The sequence below is a fragment of the Candidatus Ryanbacteria bacterium CG10_big_fil_rev_8_21_14_0_10_43_42 genome (assembly GCA_002793915.1).
In the GTDB taxonomy this organism is placed as follows: Bacteria; Patescibacteriota; Minisyncoccia; order Ryanbacterales; family 2-02-FULL-48-12; genus 1-14-0-10-43-42.
Genome location: PFEF01000008.1, coordinates 16,540 through 36,952, shown reverse-complemented (window position 1 = coordinate 36,952; position 20,413 = coordinate 16,540). Strand labels below are relative to the sequence as shown.

18 protein-coding genes are annotated in these 20,413 nt (G+C 44.9%); 6 read left to right on the top strand and 12 right to left on the bottom strand.

The window, feature by feature from the left end; all coding sequences use genetic code 11:
• Positions 1–6: 6 nt before the first annotated feature.
• Together COU90_03820 and COU90_03815 are read right to left on the bottom strand one after the other, a co-directional pair.
• Positions 7–1,554, bottom strand: coding sequence for a hypothetical protein (locus COU90_03820; protein ID PJE64199.1), 1,548 nt, complete (start codon positions 1,552–1,554; stop codon positions 7–9).
• Positions 1,551–2,540 carry a hypothetical protein gene (locus COU90_03815; GenBank protein ID PJE64198.1) on the bottom strand — a complete coding sequence of 330 codons (990 nt, stop codon included), beginning with the start codon at positions 2,538–2,540 and terminating at the stop codon, positions 1,551–1,553. The genes COU90_03820 and COU90_03815 overlap by 4 nt, the downstream gene beginning before the upstream one ends.
• Here COU90_03815 and COU90_03810 point away from each other — a divergent pair.
• Both COU90_03810 and COU90_03805 read left to right on the top strand, forming a co-directional pair.
• Positions 2,535–3,725 (top strand): hypothetical protein, encoded by a 1,191-nt coding sequence (locus COU90_03810; GenBank protein ID PJE64197.1) that lies wholly within the window; start codon positions 2,535–2,537, stop codon positions 3,723–3,725. The two genes, COU90_03815 and COU90_03810, sit on opposite strands and share 6 nt — an antisense overlap.
• 124 nt (positions 3,726–3,849) lie before the next feature.
• Complete coding sequence (locus COU90_03805; protein ID PJE64196.1) at positions 3,850–4,593, top strand: hypothetical protein; 744 nt, start codon at positions 3,850–3,852, stop codon at positions 4,591–4,593.
• A gap of 19 nt (positions 4,594–4,612) precedes the next feature.
• On the opposite strand, the gene rsmA is transcribed toward COU90_03805, so the two are convergent.
• The 3 genes from rsmA to COU90_03790 form a co-directional block, all read right to left on the bottom strand.
• On the bottom strand, positions 4,613–5,362 hold the full coding sequence (rsmA, locus tag COU90_03800) for a ribosomal RNA small subunit methyltransferase A (GenBank protein PJE64195.1): 750 nt from the start codon (positions 5,360–5,362) through the stop codon (positions 4,613–4,615).
• A 4-nt stretch (positions 5,363–5,366) separates the two neighbouring features.
• A complete protein-coding gene (locus tag COU90_03795; GenBank protein ID PJE64194.1) occupies positions 5,367–7,307 on the bottom strand; it encodes an ATP-dependent DNA helicase PcrA in 1,941 nt (646 codons plus the stop codon).
• Positions 7,308–7,413: 106 nt separating this feature from the next.
• Complete coding sequence (locus COU90_03790) at positions 7,414–7,608, bottom strand: hypothetical protein (GenBank protein ID PJE64193.1); 195 nt, start codon at positions 7,606–7,608, stop codon at positions 7,414–7,416.
• A 237-nt stretch (positions 7,609–7,845) separates the two neighbouring features.
• Here COU90_03790 and COU90_03785 point away from each other — a divergent pair, with 237 nt between their 5' ends.
• A complete protein-coding gene (locus tag COU90_03785) occupies positions 7,846–8,886 on the top strand; it encodes a hypothetical protein (GenBank protein ID PJE64192.1) in 1,041 nt (346 codons plus the stop codon).
• 83 nt (positions 8,887–8,969) lie between these two features.
• On the opposite strand, the gene COU90_03780 is transcribed toward COU90_03785, so the two are convergent.
• The 6 genes from COU90_03780 to rpsO form a co-directional block, all read right to left on the bottom strand.
• The gene (locus COU90_03780; GenBank protein PJE64191.1) at positions 8,970–10,493 is read right to left on the bottom strand and encodes a magnesium chelatase; all 1,524 of its coding nucleotides are present in this window, start codon (positions 10,491–10,493) and stop codon (positions 8,970–8,972) included.
• 171 nt (positions 10,494–10,664) lie between these two features.
• On the bottom strand, positions 10,665–11,021 hold the full coding sequence (locus COU90_03775; protein ID PJE64190.1) for a hypothetical protein: 357 nt from the start codon (positions 11,019–11,021) through the stop codon (positions 10,665–10,667).
• 59 nt (positions 11,022–11,080) lie between these two features.
• The gene (locus COU90_03770; protein ID PJE64189.1) at positions 11,081–12,052 is read right to left on the bottom strand and encodes a hypothetical protein; all 972 of its coding nucleotides are present in this window, start codon (positions 12,050–12,052) and stop codon (positions 11,081–11,083) included.
• A 142-nt stretch (positions 12,053–12,194) separates the two neighbouring features.
• A complete protein-coding gene (locus tag COU90_03765; protein PJE64188.1) occupies positions 12,195–14,414 on the bottom strand; it encodes a polyribonucleotide nucleotidyltransferase in 2,220 nt (739 codons plus the stop codon).
• Positions 14,415–14,533: 119 nt separating this feature from the next.
• Positions 14,534–15,061: a hypothetical protein gene (locus COU90_03760; GenBank protein PJE64187.1), complete on the bottom strand. Its 528-nt coding sequence runs from the start codon at positions 15,059–15,061 to the stop codon at positions 14,534–14,536.
• Positions 15,062–15,208: 147 nt separating this feature from the next.
• The gene (rpsO, locus tag COU90_03755) at positions 15,209–15,475 is read right to left on the bottom strand and encodes a 30S ribosomal protein S15 (protein PJE64256.1); all 267 of its coding nucleotides are present in this window, start codon (positions 15,473–15,475) and stop codon (positions 15,209–15,211) included.
• A gap of 103 nt (positions 15,476–15,578) precedes the next feature.
• Here rpsO and COU90_03750 point away from each other — a divergent pair, with 103 nt between their 5' ends.
• Positions 15,579–16,475, top strand: coding sequence for a hypothetical protein (locus tag COU90_03750; protein PJE64186.1), 897 nt, complete (start codon positions 15,579–15,581; stop codon positions 16,473–16,475).
• Positions 16,476–16,511: 36 nt separating this feature from the next.
• Here COU90_03750 and COU90_03745 read toward each other — a convergent pair whose 3' ends face one another.
• Positions 16,512–16,871: a hypothetical protein gene (locus COU90_03745; GenBank protein ID PJE64185.1), complete on the bottom strand. Its 360-nt coding sequence runs from the start codon at positions 16,869–16,871 to the stop codon at positions 16,512–16,514.
• A gap of 201 nt (positions 16,872–17,072) precedes the next feature.
• Here COU90_03745 and COU90_03740 point away from each other — a divergent pair, with 201 nt between their 5' ends.
• The gene (locus COU90_03740; protein PJE64184.1) at positions 17,073–18,653 is read left to right on the top strand and encodes a hypothetical protein; all 1,581 of its coding nucleotides are present in this window, start codon (positions 17,073–17,075) and stop codon (positions 18,651–18,653) included.
• Positions 18,654–18,674: 21 nt separating this feature from the next.
• The gene (locus tag COU90_03735) at positions 18,675–20,387 is read left to right on the top strand and encodes a hypothetical protein (GenBank protein ID PJE64183.1); all 1,713 of its coding nucleotides are present in this window, start codon (positions 18,675–18,677) and stop codon (positions 20,385–20,387) included.
• Positions 20,388–20,413: the final 26 nt, after the last annotated feature.

Below are 20,413 nucleotides of genomic sequence, written 5' to 3'. Positions count from 1 at the left end.
TTTGTTTTAGTTTTCAGTCGGGTTTGGAGTATCCGTTTCACGATCATCAAATATGTCTCTGCATCCCGGGTCATCCGGCCAGTCGATGAGGCTATCCCCGTCATTATCAAGACCATCACTACAATGAGGTGGTGGTCCTCCTGTTTCGTCGTTGAAGAGAGCATTGGGACATTCGGGATCAACAGGAAAATCAATTCGTAAATCCCCGTCATTATCAAGACCATCACTACATTCGGGAAGAGGGTAAGCTTCTGAATCGTCATTTGCATCAACACAATCGGGATCGGCGGAATCTATAAGGCGATCGCCATCATTATCAAAACCGTCCGAGCACTGTGTTGTTCCTCCTCCGGGAATATCGGGCGGTGTTGGAGGTGCCTCACATACCAGACTTCCATTACATATTTTACTTGCGCACTGTTCATTAAATGAACATTCACAGCCACTGGGTTTTCCTGTTGCGCGGGCACAGGAAAGCGCTCCCGTATCGCCGGGATCCGGAAAATCAGGAACGGATCCTTTTTCGTAACCAAGGAGTCCCCCGCCGGCGCCTCCCAATGCCCAGGAAAGAAGTTCATCAAAAATGGCGGCAATAATTTCGTTCATTTCATCGGCTATTTCCAGCTGACGGATATCTTGACCAAGTGCATCGGCTAATTGATCCTCTACGGCTTTTCCGGGAGATTTTGTTATGTAGCCGTTATTTTTACAAAGCGGTTTTCCATCCTGTGTGGGGCCGGGAATCTGGTTTTCCGGCGGACACTCGCGAAGACCCAGAAAACCGAGACCGGCTGAAAAATCAAGAATGTTGGCATTTGCGGCGCGCGTTTCGCGGCCAATGGAAGTTTCCACGGAAAGAGTAAGAAGGCCTAAGGGGTTATTTTCATAGCGAGACGTTGCAAACCATGCTTCCCAGCCGCCGTTTTCAAAATCGTTATAAAAATCTTCGAGGTTGGCAACAATGTCGGTTATACTGCACCGTGCCTGATATTTAAAACTGCCGTAATCACGCCCGTAACTGTGTCCCAGGCCAAGTGCTACATCAAGACGAAACGGAGAACATAGATTATCATATGCATCTCCCAAATATTCCGAAAGAAAGACGCCTGCCGCATTATCCGCCGCATCAAGCACAAACTCATCTATGTTTGTTACGAATAACCCCCCGTTTGTACCGCCGAAAAAGAACGGATCTTGGCCGGTTTTAATCCATTCAATAATATTTTCAGCGAATTGTCGTAAGATAACGCGTGCTATTTCCCAAAGAATGGCATCGAGTGAAGGGTTTGTTATTGCGTCAACGATCCCCGTAACGCTTGCAAGGCCGGTTGAACTATGTTCTTTCGTGGCAAACCATCTTTCGGGTGATGCGCCTATTTTTCCCGAAAGCGCAACATCCCATGTTTGGCAGATGGTCGGGCAGTGTACGGGAACTACGGCATCGGCCGTACGAACGAATGGAAGGAATATACTACCAACTATAAAAAGAGCAACACCTCCCTTAACAAGAGTGTGAGATCTGAAAGACTGTCGTAGTAGGGAAAGAAATTTCATTTGCGTAATTCCTTATAACTGACAAACACCAGACCGCCGTCTTCTTCGGTAAAGGAGAGATCGTTTTGAACAATACTATCTATAATAGCGCCAAGAGGAGAGAGGGATTCTTCGGCAATTTCGGGATAGCGATTGAATGCCGCAAGCGCTCGAACCGGATCGCTGTCCACTTTCGAAAGACTGCGTATAATTTGATACTGATGCCAGAAGTTATTCATCAGAGCGATATGAGTATCTGCCATGGATTTCGGTACGGGAATTTTTTTAAGCGACTCTATAAGTGTCAGGTAGCCCGTAAGCTCTTCAGTAAAAAGATCTTCACTGATAATTTCTTGTTTGGAAAGTCCGAGAGTAAACAGCAGTATGCCGTTTTTTTCAATATGAGGCATGCTTTGTATGGCATTTCCGAGCCCATTTATATAGGTAAGCAGAGCGGATGAGGAGTTTTCTTTTATCACAATAATATCTTTTTCACTAAAGGGTGAGGAAAGATTTCGGGATGATTCTTCGACAATGGTATTTTGCAGTTTTGTTACAAGATCCGTACTCATGCGCTCCGTATCAATTGATGAGGTGGTGAATTTTTGTTGGAGATACGTTTTTCCGAAATCTTGGGCAATTTGAGCAACGAGAGAAGGCGGTTCGTCGTCAGAAAGCGTATCGGAGGCGGGTGATATGGATGCGATGGATTCAAGAGAAAGCGTGTGTTCCTGTGCTAGAACCTCTTCATTGTCAGAAATACCATCCCCGTCAGTATCGGGATTGTCGGGATTCATTCCCCAGAGAGTTTCCTCCCAATCAAGAAGTCCGTCGCCGTCCGTATCTTTTTTGGCTATGATGCCTGTGGAGGAATCCTTTTTCTTGGATGATGTGTTTGTCTGTATTGTCTGATGTGTTTTTGGAGAATTTAAATACCATCCCACACTCAAGAGTATTGTGAGAGTAAAAAGGAATATAAAAAATTTTTTACTAGGAAGGTATTGCAAAACGCACGGACATTACCGCTAATACAATATATTGTACCTTTTCCCGTGACAAATTTATGTTTTTCCGTGTGGATAACTTATGAACCTCTATATATTTTGCATGGTACGGTATATGATGTACATATGTACGGCATAGATAAACAAACAATATTTTTTTTAGGCGGCGGATCAGTACTTGCTTTTGTTTTACTATCCCTGGTTTTTTTAGGCACGCGCTATGGAGAAGACAATGAGTTGTCTCGTGAGAGTAAAGATTATTCTTCCTCGTCATATGTATCATTATCGGAGAAAGAATATACGGGCGGTTTGCATGAAAAAGTTCCTCTATTTTCCGCAATAAAAGAAAGCGATGATAATAACACTCAATATGATGTGTTTGAAACGATAAAAAACAATGTGGTGACATTATTACCGCACATAAATCAAGACGAGGTACCGGAAAAGGAACATTCTTCTATTCCTGCAACTACAGATTCTTCCCCCGACAAAACACCAGAACGTTCTCCGGAAGAGATTGAAGAGCTTGTTTTTGACCGGTTATGGCCGCCGACGTACAGGGATTCTTTGTATAATGTACAGCTTCTTATGAAGAATGAAGGGTTTATTGATGAAAAGGATATTAATCCGAATCCCGCTACGGACGAAGAAATCAGTGTTATTTTACGGCAACTCGTGGCATATGCCGCCGAACGCGGTTTTATTACGGAAGAGCAGAAAGAAGTGTATATATATCATATTACAACCACGCTTAAAGATGATGTTACGCGGGAGCGGCAGAGTTATGAAAGGGAGTTTAAATCGGTTTCTGTGATGCTTGGCGGGCAAAAGTTTCTTATAAGTACGGAAAATACGCATGATCTTGTACGGGATATACTGGATGCTGTCGCCTTTGTTTTAATTCCACAAGAAGCACGTGCGTCATGGGTAACGGGGGGATCATCATTTGGATTGGGGGGAGATTGCTATAAGGATGATGCCCCATTTTTTACGGTGCCGGGATTTAACAGCGTGATTGGCTGTTGTAATTGCGGACTTAATTGTACCGGTTTTGTGTGTGTAAGCGTTCCCGATTGTGGACCGCATTCCATGGGATGCACCATACCGCTCGGATGCCTTAATTTACAGTGCGGCGCCTGGCCAAATGCCATATGGGATCCACAGACGGGTATATGCGGGTGCGGGTAATATATGATTCGTATTATACGGTATGCGATTCGAGAACAGACTTGCTTTTTTAAATAATATGTGGTATTAATAATTCAATATAACTTTACGAAAGGAGGAGGTTATGAACGTGAACCTCTCAAGGATGTTGGGGTGGTGTGTTGTGCTTTCCCTTTCGGGGTGCACGGCCGCAGGCCCTGCGTTAATGCAGTACACGGCAACCAATATAGCAAGTGAGTTTGCCGGACGGGCAATCGGGGGTGTGTTTGCGCCAAAAGAGGTTGGCGTACCCGGTAAAGGCGTGGAAACAAGGAACGGTTCCCTTAGTGTGTTTGTTCGGCCGGTGTCCGGCAGTGCGCGTTGGACAGAGTTTCAGTTTAGCGCCACGAACAAAGGGAATATTCCTATCACAATCTCATCCGTACAAGGCGTTGATGTTAACGGCCTGTATAGACATCAGACAAGCGCTCTGGCTCCGCAAAAATCGTGGAGCGAACCCGTTGATTCATTAGGATTAAATTCTCTCGGAATAGGGGCTGTGATGCTCGGATCATCGGTGCCGTATGCCGGGCGTATGTTTGGAGCGGGACTGCAACATGCTCTTACAGGAAATCCACAGCAGGAACTTGCACGCTTGCACGAAACTCAGATACAAAGCGCTACGCTTGCACCGGGAGGTACGGTATCCGGCAGTATATTCTTCCCGTCGGGAGAATATAAACAACTCGCGTTTTCTGTCTTTAATGGTAGAAAGTATGAGTCGTTCGTGATTCCATTGCAGGCGAACGTGGCTCCCCGAGCGAGATCTTCTCCTCTTTCACTTTCTCCGGCCACACCGGGGGAAAAAATTTACAAACGAGGACCGGACGGATATATTCCGGTCTCGTAAGTAAAAATACTTTGTGAGTTCACAAAGCATTTTTTATTAGAGGTACTATATCCAGCCAGTTTTGCAACGACAATTCTTGTGGGCGTTTTGTGGAACATTTCCCCGCAATGCCTATTGATGAACGAAGCATTTTTCTTTTCTGGGAGAATGCTTTTTTGATTGCGGGGAAAAATTCTTGGGGCGTTGTATTATTTTTTATAAAGAACGCATCAGAAATTTGTTGTATGGTAATTACCGCAGAATTTACATCGGGTGGCGGTGAGAATTGTTTGCGGGATACGTTGAGTATTTTTTTTGGTGTACCAAAAGCTTGCACGGAAAGCGACAATAAACTCATGTGCGGCGGGCGCGCTATAATACGATCAGCCACCTCGCGCTGTACCATGAGCGTCATGGACACGGGTTTTTTTCTTAATTCTTCCAAAAAAAGGCGCAGGAAATGTGATGTAATATAATACGGCAAATTAGCGACAATAGAATAAGTATCGGGCAGTACGTCATGGACGGTGCTGTCTAAAATATCCCCTTCCGTAATGGTGAAGTTTTTTTTATCCGCAAATTTTTCTTTCAGAAAGAGAACCATGCGCGGATCTTTTTCTATGGCAAATACTACAGCTCCTGTTTCCAGAAGAAGTTCTGTTAATATTCCTTTTCCGGGCCCCACCTCCAACACAACGTCTCCCGGCGAAAGAGTAGCCGCGCGTACTATGCGCCCTGCCGTTTCTTTTGAGGTTAAAAAATTTTGCCCGAGGGATTTTTTGGGATGCATGTTGTTATCCTATGTCGTAGCCTATGATATCTTCTTCTTGAATAGCCGGTTTGGATGGTGTTTCTGTTATGAGATGTTCCGGAATTTCCGCAAGAAATCGCGACGGTTCATTCCATGTTTTTTCTCCGTAAAGCATGCGGGTACGTGCCATAGTGAGGAATAGCTGTGATTTTGCCCGTGTGAGAGCCACATAACACAGGCGGCGTTCTTCTTCGAGTTCATCCCCTGAAAATGCGCTTAAGCTGTGGGGAAACACACCCTCTTCAAGTCCTACAACAAATACGGTATTAAATTCCAGCCCTTTTGCGGCGTGTACGGTCATAAGATGCACAGCACCCGTTGTTTCATCCACCGTGTCGGCATCGGCAAGAAGGGATGCTTCCTCTAAAAATTGCTCCGTTCCGCGCGGAGCTGGCACGGAATCATATTCTTTTGTCACCGTAAAAAGCTCAAGAATATTTGCCCAGCGGTCTTCTCCCTCTGCTGTTCCATCCCGCAAAAAAGATTCATACGCCGTATGCCGGATGATTGTCTGTAAAAATTCGCTTACGGGTTTCTTGGCACGCGCTTCTTCCAGTATGCGCCGTATGTTTTCAAAAATGGAAATCTTTTTCTGTTCCTTTGGTGTGAGAGGAATGTTATTCTTGTATTTTTCCGCGAGAACCTTTCCGATGCCCCGCGCGGGAACGTTGCGAATGCGATCCATGCTTATGACGTCTTCCGGGTTTTGCGCAATACGCATATAAGCAAGCATGTCCCGTATTTCTTTTCTTTCGTAGAATCGCGTGCCTCCTACGAGGCGGTATGGAACAGCGTGTTTTATTAGTTCTTCCTCAATGGCACGGGATTGTGCGTTGGTGCGGTACAAAATAGCTATATCGTTAAGGCGCGTATGTTTTTGGGTAAGAGCATGAATGGTTCGCAAAACATATCGCGCTTCTTGTCGCTCGTCGTCCGTTACGGTAATGCGAATACGATCCCCTCCCTCATTTGCCGTCCAGAGGTTTTTTTCCCGCCGTTCGTTATTGTTTTTGATAAGCGTATTTGCCGCCTCAAGAATTATTGATGTTGAGCGGTAATTTTGTTCAAGCGTTATGACTGTTGTTTTGGGCCAATCTTTTTCAAATGCCAAAATATTGCGAAAATTAGCCCCCCGCCACGAATAAATTGCCTGATCTATATCTCCCACTACCATAATATTACCGGACCCTTTGCTTAGAAGTTTCGTTATGGTGTATTGTATATGGTTTGTGTCTTGGTATTCGTCCACCATAATGTACGGCCATGTACGGTGATATGCCGCAAGAACGTCGGGATATTCGGATAGCAAGCGAAGAGTGCGCACGAGCAGATCATCAAAATCGAGCGTATGTGCGCGTTCAAGTTCTTCTTCATACGCCCGAAATACATCTCGTATTATTTCGGGATAGGTGTGTTCCTCTTCTTCGTCATGTTTTGTCGCGGGATTATTTTTCATGTGAGAAATCATTTGGCGTATGCGGGCGGGCGGAAATTGTTTTGGGTCAGCGGAACGTTCTTTTAAAAGCCGTTTCACGAGGGCCCGCGCCTCATCTTCATCAAGAATGGTAAAGTTGCCGGGGATGCCCAGATGACTGCCGTGTCGCCGGAGAATATAAACGCCCAATGCGTGAAAAGTGCCTATCCATGGCGTGGTTTTGGGTGTGGGTGTTTCGCCGGAGCGTGCGTTTCCTGTTAATAGTTGAATGGCACGTTCCTTCATTTCGCGGGCGGCTTTGTTGGTAAAGGTAACGGCAAGGATGTTTTCAGGACGAACGCCTGTTTCTATAAGGCGTGCAATGCGGTGTACGAGCACCTTTGTTTTCCCGGATCCGGCGCCGGCAATAACCAAAAGAGCGCCGTCTTTGGTAAGAACGGCTTTTTGTTGGGCGGGATTCAGATCGTTTAAGATGTTTGTTTGCGACATAGGATTATAGTGTAGCGATACAGAAAGGATAACATGAGAGGACGGCTAGAGGATAATAAGAAAGCAGGCAATATAATATACAAAGAAAAAAGCCCCGTAAGCAGGCTTATATTATGACTTTTGTTCCTTCAAATAAGATAGATTCCAGAAATCCATTTTCTCGCTCGATCAAAAGATAAATTTCCGGGACAGAATCCTTAATTTCTCCTTCTTGAAACCCTACCACAATTCCCTTCACCGGGGCTCTTTTTTTTGTAATACCCTCGACAAAGTTCCCGTAAAGATACGAAACATCGGTCATACTTGCCTCCTCTTTGGCGCAAGATTACACAGGTAAATTTAACTAAATATAATATACAATAATACTATTTTATTGTCAATATTGCACGGTATGGTAAGATTGGTATCATGGTAGGACGTATATAGAACGCTCCGTACTCTGAAATTTCTCCGTGTTATTGTCGCTTTTCCGCATATTTAGAAGATTATCATTATATGCAATTCCATTAGTACGCAGAAAAAATCAAAACGTCTTTCTTTGTACCGATTTAAAAAGGCAATCCTGTTTGTCGTAGTTGCGCTTACCATATCCTTGTTTTCTATAGAGCAGGCACACGCCGGGCTTTTTTCATTTATAGGCGGTCTTTTAGGGCTTAATAATGTGTTGCAAGAAGCGGATGCGGATTATGACGGAACTACATCTCTTCAAACCATGCCTCTTTTGGAGGCACCACATAATCCGGATATAAAAGCGGCGGCTACCGGAGGAGCATCGCTTCCCATTATAGATGCGAGTACCCTTCTTCCGGTGGTGGGTCCTTTGGGAAGCATTGCCGATGTGGAAGAAATAAGGACCGATAGTATTACGCTTTATACCGTACGCGAGGGCGATAATATTTCCATCATTGCGCGCATGTTTGGGGTAACAACCAATACCATTATCTGGGCGAATAATATAACGCGCGGGGATCTTATCAAACCGGGAGATGTTTTGGTTATTTTGCCGGTAACGGGAATTCGTCATGCTGTTGCAAAGGGCGATACTCTTCAGTCCATTGCGAAAAAATATAGCGGAGATCTGGATGAAATTCTTGCCTATAATGATCTTTCGGCGGATGCGGTGCTTGCTGTTGGGGATGAGGTTATTATTCCCGATGGAGAGGTAACAAAAGAGCGCGTGATAGCGGCAGGTACAAGTCAGCTTCGGATTAATATAGGCAATTTAAAAGATGCTTCCGGCTATTATATCCGTCCTGTAGGTGGTGGAAAGAAAACACAAGATTTACATGGGTTTAATGGTGTGGATTTAGCACTTTCGTGTGGTTCCCCTATTTATGCATCCGCCTCCGGAACGGTAATTGTCTCTCGGGCATCCGGATGGAATGGCGGGTACGGAAATTATATCGTAATATCACATGCAAACGGCACCCAGACGCTTTATGCGCACAATACCGCAAACTGGGTTTCCATTGGACAGTACGTCGTGCAGGGGCAAACGATTGGTACGATCGGATCAACCGGACGGTCCACGGGATGTCATGTGCATTTTGAAGTTCGGGGCGCTAAAAATCCTTTCTAGCGGGCATCTGTAGTAGTTTTTAGACAAATAATGGATTGAGTTTCTTAAGGGAGACGGGTATGGCGCGCTTACTTCTCCATTCTTTATTCTTGTTTTCGGGGACGGTATTGAATGGCTTCCAGAATGTGATTTTCAGAGATGATATTTTCTCCGGCAAGGTCTGCGATAGTGCGGGCTATTTTTATAACGCGGTGATAACTTCGTGCCGAAAGTTCCAGTGCGCTCGCCGCATTTTGTAATGTTGCATCCGCCTTTGAAGAGAGTACACATAACGTTTGTATGTGTTTTGCACCAATATCGCTATTGGTAATGTAGGGAGTTTTTTTCAGGCGGTCTTTTTGAATAATGCGTGCTTTTTCTACTCTATCTCGGATAGTGCTCGACGGTTCTCCATTTTTACTAAGGGATAATTTGTCATGTTCAACGGCATCTACGGTAAGCCACATATCAATGCGATCCATAATAGGGCCGGATATTCTTCGTGCATATCGGTCTATTGCATGCGGTGGACATATACATTCCTTTTTAGCGCTTCCCGTATTTCCGCACGGGCACGGATTCATAGCGGCAACCAACATAATGCGTGCAGGAAATGTGATGGATCCCCGGGCGCGGGAAATAGAGATAACACCGTCTTCTAGTGGTTGACGCAACGCTTCCAGTACGCGTTTTTCAAATTCCGGAAATTCATCCAAAAATAATATTCCCCGATGTGCCAGTGTAATTTCTCCCGGGCGCGGTGTCGTTCCCCCTCCCACAAGAGCAACGTGGGACGCTGTGTGATGCGGGCTTCTGAACGGGCGCTCCGTAATAATACCCTCATGCGGCGGATATATGCCCGCAATGCTATGAATTTGAGTAATCTCCATAATTTCTTCACGTTCGGGTGGTGGAAGTATGGACGGAAGTGCGCGGGAAAGAAGTGTTTTACCAGAGCCGGGAGGTCCGGATAATGCTATATTGTGTCCGCCGGCCGCCGCAATTTCAAGTCCGCGTTTAGCGGCTTCCTGTCCTTTTATGTAGGAAAAGTCCGCATGGTGTTCCGTTGATTTTTTTTCTGTGCTCGTAATAGGAACGGGAGAAAGAGGAGAGGATCCTTCAAGGTGGTATACAATATCTTTCAGATGACGCGCCTCATAAACAGTTATGCCGTTAACGAGCGCCGCTTCCATACCGTTTCCATACGGGACATATAATTCTTTATAGCCATATTTTTGTGCGGCTATGGCAAGAGAAAGAGTGCCTTTAACAGGACGAAGTGTGCCGTCAAGTGCAAGCTCTCCTAAAAACAGCTTTCCCTCCGGTGTAAAAATTGCCTGTTCAGATACTAAAAGATAAGCAAGAGCTATAGGAAGATCAAATGCCGGACCTTCTTTTTTCAAATCGGCAGGTGCCAGGGAAACGGTAACACGATTATTTTTTTTATGCGGTGGACGGGCACCGAAATTCTTTATAGCGGCCGCTATACGATGCCGGGATTCGTCCACCGCTTTATCGGCGAGTCCCACGATTGAAAACGTATGTAAACCGGGTGATAGGTCGATCTCCACGTCTATAATAGCGCCATCAATACCGACAATTTCCGCTGAATGAATTTTTACGGACATTTTCAGAGGTTAGTTTTTAGGTTGTTCTCTTATTAGGAAAGATTAAGACAAAAAAATACAGGGCAGTGTGTATTCCCCGTATGTTCTTTATAGCATGTCTGTTTTAGTAAGCAAGACGACCTTCAAGGATGGGCTTTGTCTTGTGTGGGAGAAGTTTTCTATTGCTTAAAACTAAGCTTCTTCGCACATACATCCCGCCGCCGGATCGGCTTCAAGGCGCTCGAGAGGGATTGCTTTATTGCATTTCGGACATTGTCCGTAAGTTCCCGCCTCAATTTTAGCGAGCGCGGTCTTTACCGTATTAAGACGGCTTTCATAATTATTTTGAAGGGCAAGTGTTTGTTCCATTTCTTCAAACTTGTCCGCCATTTCATCAGCGCTGGACTCTTGTTCGTTGATGTCGTCAAATTTTGGCTCCCAATCTTCAGGATTTTCCGGATTCCGCCGCCCGACTTTCGAAAGCTGGATTTCCAATTGTGTCCGCTCTTCTTCGAGTTTCGCTTTGAAATTGTTGATATCTAAGGTCATGGATTACAAATAGTATATTCTGGTAACGAGTCTATTATAGGGTTTTTGGGAGAGGAAGTCTATCGTGGAGGAGAGACGAAGAGGCGGTTTATAAGGATTTCAAGGAATTCTTCCGATGTTGAAAGAAGAAGAAGATCTTCGGCAAAAATACCGTAGGAAAACGTGAGCCCGCCTCCGAGGGCGAGGGTGCGAACGTCTATGTTTCGAATAACCGTATCTTCAAAAAGTTGAGACGGTTGTGTTACGGCATCATCGAAATAGAGATTTCGGAAATCAAACATGATGCTTGATTCCCAGGAAAGCATGTGCGAAAGAGCGCGTTCGTCATCTTTCGCGTCAAGAATAAGGGCAGTGTTAGCACCATCGGGACGGTAATATACAAGAAGATCAAACTTATCTTCTAAATTATTCATAAATCCGGAAGGAACTTGAAATTTTAGAATGGAAAAGAAGTCCTCAATGGTGGCAAAACGAGATCCGCCACCGAATGATTCAAGTCGTATAACAACGTGTTTTATGGAACGTGACGGCAGGCGGTCACGGCGAGAAGCTTCGATCTTTTGCAGAAGGCCGGCACGGTCTCCGTCGCGGACGGTTATAACTTCACGGTCTTCCACCACAATAAATGCTTTTGCCGGAGGGGCTTCTTCAGCCGGAAGGGTGTTTCGCGTGGTGAAGAGTACAAATCCGCCGTATCCGCCGATGCCAAGAACAATAAGAAGGATAAGACCTAATACGCCCCGAAACCATCCTTTTTCGGAAATAGGGTCTTCCCGAACGAAGGGTTCGGAGGATTGTTTTTGTTGTTGTTTAGCGACAAGGTCCGAAAAAGAAAGATTTTTTTCCTTTACATAGTGTTGTACGTCATATTTCATTGTGCGAATGTGCGGCAGAAGTTCTTCCGGTGTAGACGTTTCTTTTTCTTCTTTTGAATCTTCTTGGGGAGGAAGTTTTTTTTCCGATTGTCTTCCAAACGGACTTGTTGATTTATCGGACGGCGATTCATTTATTGGTTGTTTTTCTTCATCCATGGTGTTTAGTATACCGTAGGAGGCAGAAAGTGATAAGTGGCAGATGCGGTATACGTTGTTTATAAGTACGTTCGGCGGGTGTCATACAAAAAACAGGCGGTATGTTTGTACCACCAGTTGTTTTTACTAGTTATTACACTATCTATGAACGATCATGTCTGTCGCGTGGAGCATGTTTTCCCTTATAAGGAGTGTTTTCAGAAGGCGGACGAGAGGATGATTTGCCTGCGGAGGGATTTTTTGCCTCAAGAGTGGCGACGCGCTTTATAGAGAGATTAATACGTCCCATGTCATCAATAGCGATAATTTCTACCGGCACTTCATCCCCTACATCTACCATATCGGTTACCTGCTCGACACGGAATGGCGCCAATTCAGAGATATGTACCATTCCTTCCGTGCGCGGCGCGATTTCAACCATGGCTCCAAAGTTGAAGAGACGTGTTACGCGTCCGGTGAATTTCTGCCCCACTTCATAATCTTGCACAATTTCTTCGATAAGTTTTTGCGCCTCCATTGCCGTTTCCGTGTTTGTTCCGGTGATGAAGATAGAGCCATCCTGTTCTATGTCTATCTGACATCCGGTTTGATCGATAATTTCGTTAATGACTTTTCCACCCGGTCCTATAACCTCACGAATTTTATCGGGCTTTATCGTCATGGTAATTATTTTCGGTGCATAGGGAGAAATTTCCTTCCGAGTTTCGCTTATAGTGGCATCCATGGCATCGAGAATTTTAAGCCGGCCGTTGCGGGCTTCCGCGAATGCATCGCGGATCATGTCGAGCGTAACGCCCTCCACTTTAATATCAAGCTGAATGGCGGTGATACCGGTACGCGTGCCGGCAACCTTGAAATCCATGTCGCCTAAATGATCTTCAACGCCCTGGATATCGGTGAGAACCTTATAGATTACTTTTCCGCTTGCTTTGTCGTGACGCACCATGAGTCCCATAGAGGAACCGGCGACAGCGGCTTTAATAGGTACACCCGCATCCATAAGTGCCATGGAAGATGCACATACGGAACCCATCGAGGATGATCCATTTGAAGAGAATGTTTCCGAAACAACACGAATGGTGTAGGGAAAATCTTCTTTTGGCGGAATGACGCCACGAAGTGCTTTTTCGGCAAGGGCTCCATGCCCAATTTCGCGTCTCCCCGGACCACGCATGGGTTTTACTTCTCCTACCGAAAATGGCGGGAAATTATAATGATGCATAAAATGCCGCTTTTCGCGTACCTCCATACCCTCAATAAGGAGCGAATCTCCCGGAGCGCCAAGAGTAGCCACGGAAAGGATGTGTGTTTGTCCGCGATAGAATATAGCAGACCCATGATTCCTTTCGGTAATATGTGTTTTGGTAAAGAGGGGGCGAATTTCATTAAGAGCACGTCCGTCGGCGCGTTTTTCTTCACCATCCGGCTTGTCCAGTATGTTGCGGTGTACGATATTATTCATAAGCTCTTCAAACATATGTTCCGCGAGCTGGGCTGATGCATCGGGATAAGATTCAGCAACGTGGCTCATCCATTCGTTCATCATATCGTTCATGCGTTCGGCACGAAGAACTTTATCGGTTTCATATATGGCATCTTCCACGCGTTCTTCATATGCGGCGAGCGCTTTTATGAGTTCATCGGTAGGCTCCGGAAGCTTAATAGTTCGTTTGGGAACGCCCATCTCTTTTACGATATCATTTTGAAATGCAATAAGTTGTTTTATTACGGCGGACCCTTCTTCAAATGCCGTAATGAATTCTTCTTCGGATGCTTCCTTGGCGCTAGCTTCAATCATGTTTATGTGCCCGGGAACACCGGTAAAAAACGTATCAAGAGTATTATCTTCCCGCTCTTCGTATGTGGGATTTATGCTATGCATCCCTTCAGCCGTTTTACAGACGCGTACGGCGGCTACCGGACCATTCCAGGGAATATTTGAAACGGCAAGCGCCAAAGAAGCCGCAAAGAGTGCGGGTACATCGGGGTCATTTTGTTCATCTACCGCAAGAGCCGTTACTGTTACCTGAAGGTCGTTTCGCATGCGGTGGTCAAATAGCGGACGAATTGAGCGGTCGATAACGCGCGACATTAAAATAGCTTCTTCGGAAGGGCGCCCTTCCCGTCGCATGAAACGTGAGCCTAAAATACGCCCCGCGGCATAAAATTTTTCTTCGTAATCTACCATTAACGGAAAAAATTTTGCTCCTTCGCGTTCTTTTTTGTCCATAACGGCAGTAGCAAATACGACGGTTTCCCCGTAGCGTACTAGTACAGATCCGTTTGCCTGTTCGGCTAAAGGAGAAAATTCCGCCACAAGCGGTTTTCCGGCAACTTCTATAGAGAATTGTTTAGTTTCCATTGATGGAATACGCAGTATTCCGGTACAGATCTCCAGATTTTAGACGCCTTGCTATGAGTAAGCATCTATCTATCTACAGACCTTTCCTTTCAACTGCGTTATTAATATATTAATTATTATTATGGTTTACTGGAACCTTTTTTAATGTTGATAAGGTATTTTTTCGGTTCTTCGGAAATATCTATAAATGTATCGGCCGCCTCTTTTAAGCGACTTGAGGTTGATTTGCCGAATGCCATAACTTCAATATGCCGTCCGCGGCTACGCAAATGATCGATCAGATCAACAAAGTCTCCATCCCCGCTTACCAGAACAATAGCATCCACAATTTCGGATGTACGAATAGCATCGATGACAATACCGACATCCCAATCCGCCTTTTTAGCACCCCCGTAAAACTCCAAGAGGTCACGTACGCGAATTTCGATACCTTGCTTTTGCAGTGCCTCAAAAAACGGCTGTTCTTCCCCCGTTTTTGTACGTATTACATAAGCAAACGCACGGATAAGGTGGCGGTTGGCCACGGCTTCTTTCAGTATTTCTTTAAAATTTACGCGCGCATTATGTAAACTGCGCGCGGAATGGTACATGTTTTGTACATCGATAAACACCGCAACACGTTCAGCAGGATAGAGAGGTCTTGTCATAATTCTTCTTTACGGCACACATATTTAGCATGTCTTCCTGTTATCCATGACGGTCTATCTGTTCCTTAAGTCATGGCTAAACCTATGTGTCTTTACGTTTTATGGTATGTTTTATAAAAATAACACCACCTAGTATAAGATGTGGCATTATTTCTTTAAGCCGAGTTTTTTGATTACACCTTGATAACGTCCGTCATCTTCACGAGCAAGATAAGCAAGAAGATTTTTCCGCTTAGCTACCATTTTAAGAAGTCCGCGGCGGGAATGATTATCTTTGGGATTTTTTTTCAAATGATCCGCGAGGCGGGTAATTTCTTCCGTTACAACGGCTATCTGTACGTCAGAAGAACCCGTATCCTTCTCATGGATACGGAATTTTGCTATAACTTTTGATTTTTCTTTTGCGGGAATCATGTACACGCATACTACCATAGTGTGCGGTTTTTTGCAAGCCCCCTTTATAAAGTAACCGGCAACTTTTGCCATATGTAAGCATAATAGGGGGCAATTTGGTACAATGAAAAGCATGAAGCTTATTGACGATTATCTTGCCTATCTTGAGATTGAAAAGGGACGGAGCAGGAAAACCATTGATAATTATAGGCGGTATCTTACCCGGTTTATTCGGTTTTCAGGAGTTACAAAGCCGGAAGCTATTACGGATGAAGTTGTGCGACAATACCGATTATGGCTTAACAGAGCCGCATTAGACAGAAAAACCCAGAATTACCACCTTATCGCCCTTCGGGGATTTCTGAAATATCTTGTGCGCCGGGACGAGCCATCGCTTATTCCGGAAAAAATAGAGCTGGCAAAAACAGACGGGCGCGAAATTGACTTAATAGATGAGCGGGATTTAGAGCGTTTGCTTGATGCGCCAAAGGGGTCTTCCCTTTCAGTGTTGCGGGATAAGGCGCTTCTAGAGCTTTTGTTTTCAACGGGTCTTCGCGTATCCGAGCTTTGTTCTTTGGATAAAGAATCGATACCGCTTGATCGAGATGAGTTTTCCATTCGGGGAAAGGGAGGAAAAATACGCGTTGTTTTTCTGTCTGATGGCGCAAAAAAAGCCATAAAATCATATACTGATAAGCGCGGAGATATTACTCCGGCCCTTTTTGTAAGTGCGCATAAGGGAAATGCGCTTACAGAACCAACACGTCTAACGCCTCGTTCTGTTCAGCGTATATTACAGTACTATGCCCTTAAGGCGGGTATTCCAAAAAAAGTAACCCCTCACACGTTAAGGCACATGTTTGCCACCGATCTTCTTATAAACGGCGCCGATTTGCGCTCGGTACAGGTTATGTTGGGGCATACGAATATAACAACCACACAGGTATATACACACCTTACGGATAAACAGCTTCGGGAAGTGCATAAGGCGTTTCACGGCCGCCGCCGGAAAGAAGAGTGACGCGCAATAAAAAACTCCTTATAAAAAGGAGTATTGTCAGAAGAAAAGCGTGTTTGGAAGGCCTATAATCCAGAGCAGTCCGCCTACAATAAGAAGAGGAATGCGCCAGGAAGCTTCACCCCTACGACCATCTTCTCGCACGCCGTAATACCAGGCAAGGCACCCCAGCATTTCTATAAAAATACAAAGAAAAATAAACACACCTACGGCAAAACCCAGTATAATGGCCAATCCACCGGCTTTTGCCGTGAGGCCAATGACGCCCAGAGGAATAAAAAAAAGAATACCGATATGAATATAAACCAATATTAGAGCGCTTTTTCGAAACGCTATTTTATTATCTTCCCATCCGGATAAAACAGCCCAAATAACAAAAAACAATATAAGGCGTTCCATGTATGCTCTCCTTTGTCTTGTTATTAAAAATACAGTAAATTTCTTATTTGTCAATAACGCTTCATTTACACCATTTGGAGTGTTTTTATATAAAAGAAAAAAGAAATAATAAAAAACGTAGAATGAAGTGTTTAAACTATTGACTTTTTAATAAAAAAGTGTTATATTGCAATCAATAATTTGAAAAAAGAGAGGTGATTTATGGAGAACGTAACGTGCCCGCTTTGCGGTGTGAGTAATGTTGTTAACTGGAGCGGCCCCTATTGCTGGGACTGCCAAAAAAAAGTGACTATAACCATAAGTCACCCTCAAGGAGAAGAAAAAAAAGAAGACAAGAACCACCTTAATCTGTCTGGCACAAAACTTGTTTTGCGTGTTTCTGAGCCAAAAGAAGAAGATGGTGTGGGGTATGTTACCGTGGCAGTTACGCTGTCACAAAAAAATAATACCCCCATTGAAGGTGTTGAAATACGTTTTTTCCTTGATGAGGTGGTGTATGAAACGCTGTCTTCCGAGGAAGACGGAAATGCATCTCTCGTTATGCGCGGCATTGAGCCAGGCAGTCATACGGTAAGCGCGCAGGTTGTGGGAACAACGATAAGGAAAGATAAAAAAATTTCCATCTCGAAACCGAAAGAGCCGGTGTTTAAGATACACCTTGAGCATACGGATCCGGTGACGGATCTGGATGGCAAGGGCAGTGTTATACTTACGGCTATTGTTTCTCGCGATGACAAAAAAGAGGTAAACGAAACAATTTCGTTTGATCTCAATGGAAGGGTTGTTGCGGACATGTCTTCTGGTGCAGGCGGCAAGGCGGTATATAACATAACCGACCTTATTCCGGGACAGCATGTTGTTGCCGCATATATTCGGGAGAAGTCAAGCGTGCGGCAAAGCGACACGATAACGGTTTTAAAACCAATTGTTGCAGCAGACTTTGATATGAAAATTCTTGAACAATCACCCGAAGAAACAGAGGCGGGAGAAGTTTCATACACCGTGCGCATGTGGGATAAGGATAAAAATCCATGTGCCGGAACCTGCGTCTTAAGCGTATATGAGAAAGGGTTCGAGAAAAGGATTATTGACATCGTTATTCCATTGGAGGGATATGTGAAGCGCAGGCTCTTTATACGGAGCCGAACAAAATTCTTCATCGAATCTCCACCGTTGGAACGAACAGAAAACTTTGATGTGTTCGGACCACCGGTTGTGAAAGTCTCAAAACGCGCCAGTAAGATAGCACACATACTTCTTGGTCTTTCAATTCTTTGTACTTTCGCATACTTTAATTACTTCAGTACAGCGGAAGTATTGCTGGGGGCTACCGAAGAAGAAAGAATGGCGCAGGAAGAGTTTGACCAGAAGAAGAACGAATATGAAGAGCGTCTTTCCGAATATAATGCATATGTGCGGTGGGGAGACCACCTTACGGCACAGAAGAGAATTCAAAGAACGCGGAAACTCCAAGGATTGCCGCCGATTCCTCAAAAGCCGGAAGAGCCGGTTTTACCGGAAATCAAGGAAATTTCCCGCATCGATTCTCTTTGGGAACTTCTATGGCTTTTGTGGGCTACTACCATTCTCATGTATTTGTATGCAAGCATCGGAGGTATTATCCGCGCTTTTAGATGGGGTAAAAAGAGAGTATTGGAAGACCTCGAAGGAGATACCCCAGAGCGCGAGGGGCGACCAAAGTTTTGGGAAATGTTTTCCGGTGGCATTGCGCCCCTTGCCGATATTTTCCGGAGTCTCTGGTTTTTCCGAAGAAGACGCTAAACGAAAAAAAGGGGACGCACCATGAGTACGAGAAGAATATTTGGAGAGCTGTTGTTGGTTATCTTTGCTGTTTTCTTATTTAGTTGGGTTGGTCTTATACCCGACTGGGGAACAATCTTTTTCGGAACCGTGCTTTTAGCTGGGTTGGCTTTATACTTGATATTCCGATTCAGGTATTTTCTTAGTTATCACGGCCGAATACGGAAATGGGCGTTTCTTTTCGTCTTGGCTGTTGTTCTTGCAAGGATTTTGCTTGTATGGAACATCGGTTCCTTAAACATCGGGCTATGGGCAAGTAACAATATCCCATGGCTTCACGGGGCAACAATAGAAAGGCGTCAGATCACGGAGAAAAAAATAGCTGAAGAAATTCGGCCTCCATTGGGAGAAATGCCGAAAGCGGATCTTTGCTACCTTATTCGTGATTCGTGGGAAGAAGAGATGGAAGAAGTTGTGGCGGGAACAGGTTCCGTTCCGGAAAAAACGGAAAAACTGAACCTTCTTAAGTATCAGGCTCATGCTCAAATGGCGCGGGCGGAATGTTCTTCCGTTGATGATCTTCTCACTGTGGAGACGGAATTATTCTGCGGTATGGTTCGGAGAGTATGGGAAAAGGATATTGAAGATATTCGTTTCCGAGGAGGAAGTCTTTCTCTAAGAGAGCGTGATGAAGCGGCTCGTATCCGTATGTCTGAAATGGAAAATGCGGTTCTGAGTTGCGGAAAACCGGCTACCGCTGTTGAAATGACAACAGACAAAGTTCGAGAGTACACTAATAAGGCGTGTGCTTACATCGGTGATTCTTATGCAAAGAAAATTGCCGATGTAACAAACGAACTTGTTACGCTGGATGTGGAAACGGACGAGTGGGTAAAGAAAAACGCCGAACGGGAAAAACTTCTTTCGGATAGAAAAACTCGTTTGGCGGCATGCGAGAAAAGCGCCGGCGAGGAGAAAATAGGGATTATTGACGGCATTTCATGGCGGCAGAAACTCTCTGGTAAAAAGCCCGTAGAAATATTAGCGGCCATGGGGCACATTACTGCTGATTCCATAGGCATTTCATTTTTTTGGGGGCTTCTGCTGGCCTTTCTTATTCTTTGGGTTGTCGTCGCCACTTTACTGAAACACATAGTAAAAAGCGACGCCGTACTGTCGATTGTAGGCCTCCTAGTGTTAGTTTTATTCTTTTATGCCTTCTCAAAAGGCGGAGGAAACACACGATCAATAAGTCCCCCGCATTTGTTGGAAAGAGCTGTAGATAGCCATGACGGCTTTTTCTACAAAGCGGGGGAAGCGTATCCTAACAACCCGCACAATATAAAGAGAGCCGGTGTTGTTCCTGCTCCAATTGTTATGGCGCCCGTTTCCCCGACTACTCCCGTATCAGCATCGACCATACCGGCGGCATCTTGCGTTGTTTCTAAAGTTGACGCCGGGCGTGTGGTTGGTGAGGTTGAGAAAAAATTTAAAGAGGGGTGTGGCGTTGTTAGAGTTATTATAAAACACAAAGAGGCATATTTCAGAGAGAACGAGATATGCTCTGGAACGACAAATCTGAAAGTCGTTTCGGGAATTCCGTGGTTATACCATGCGTCCTTGGATGCATGGATACGTATGACAACGGGTCCCATGCCGTCATCAATTGCGAAAGACCCGAAAGGTTTTTCGCTCGGTGGAAACGATTTTGATATGATCGCCCGCCCGGCGATTATTGATGTGTCGTGTTCCTAGTAGAGTTAACTTGCCCGGATGAGAGA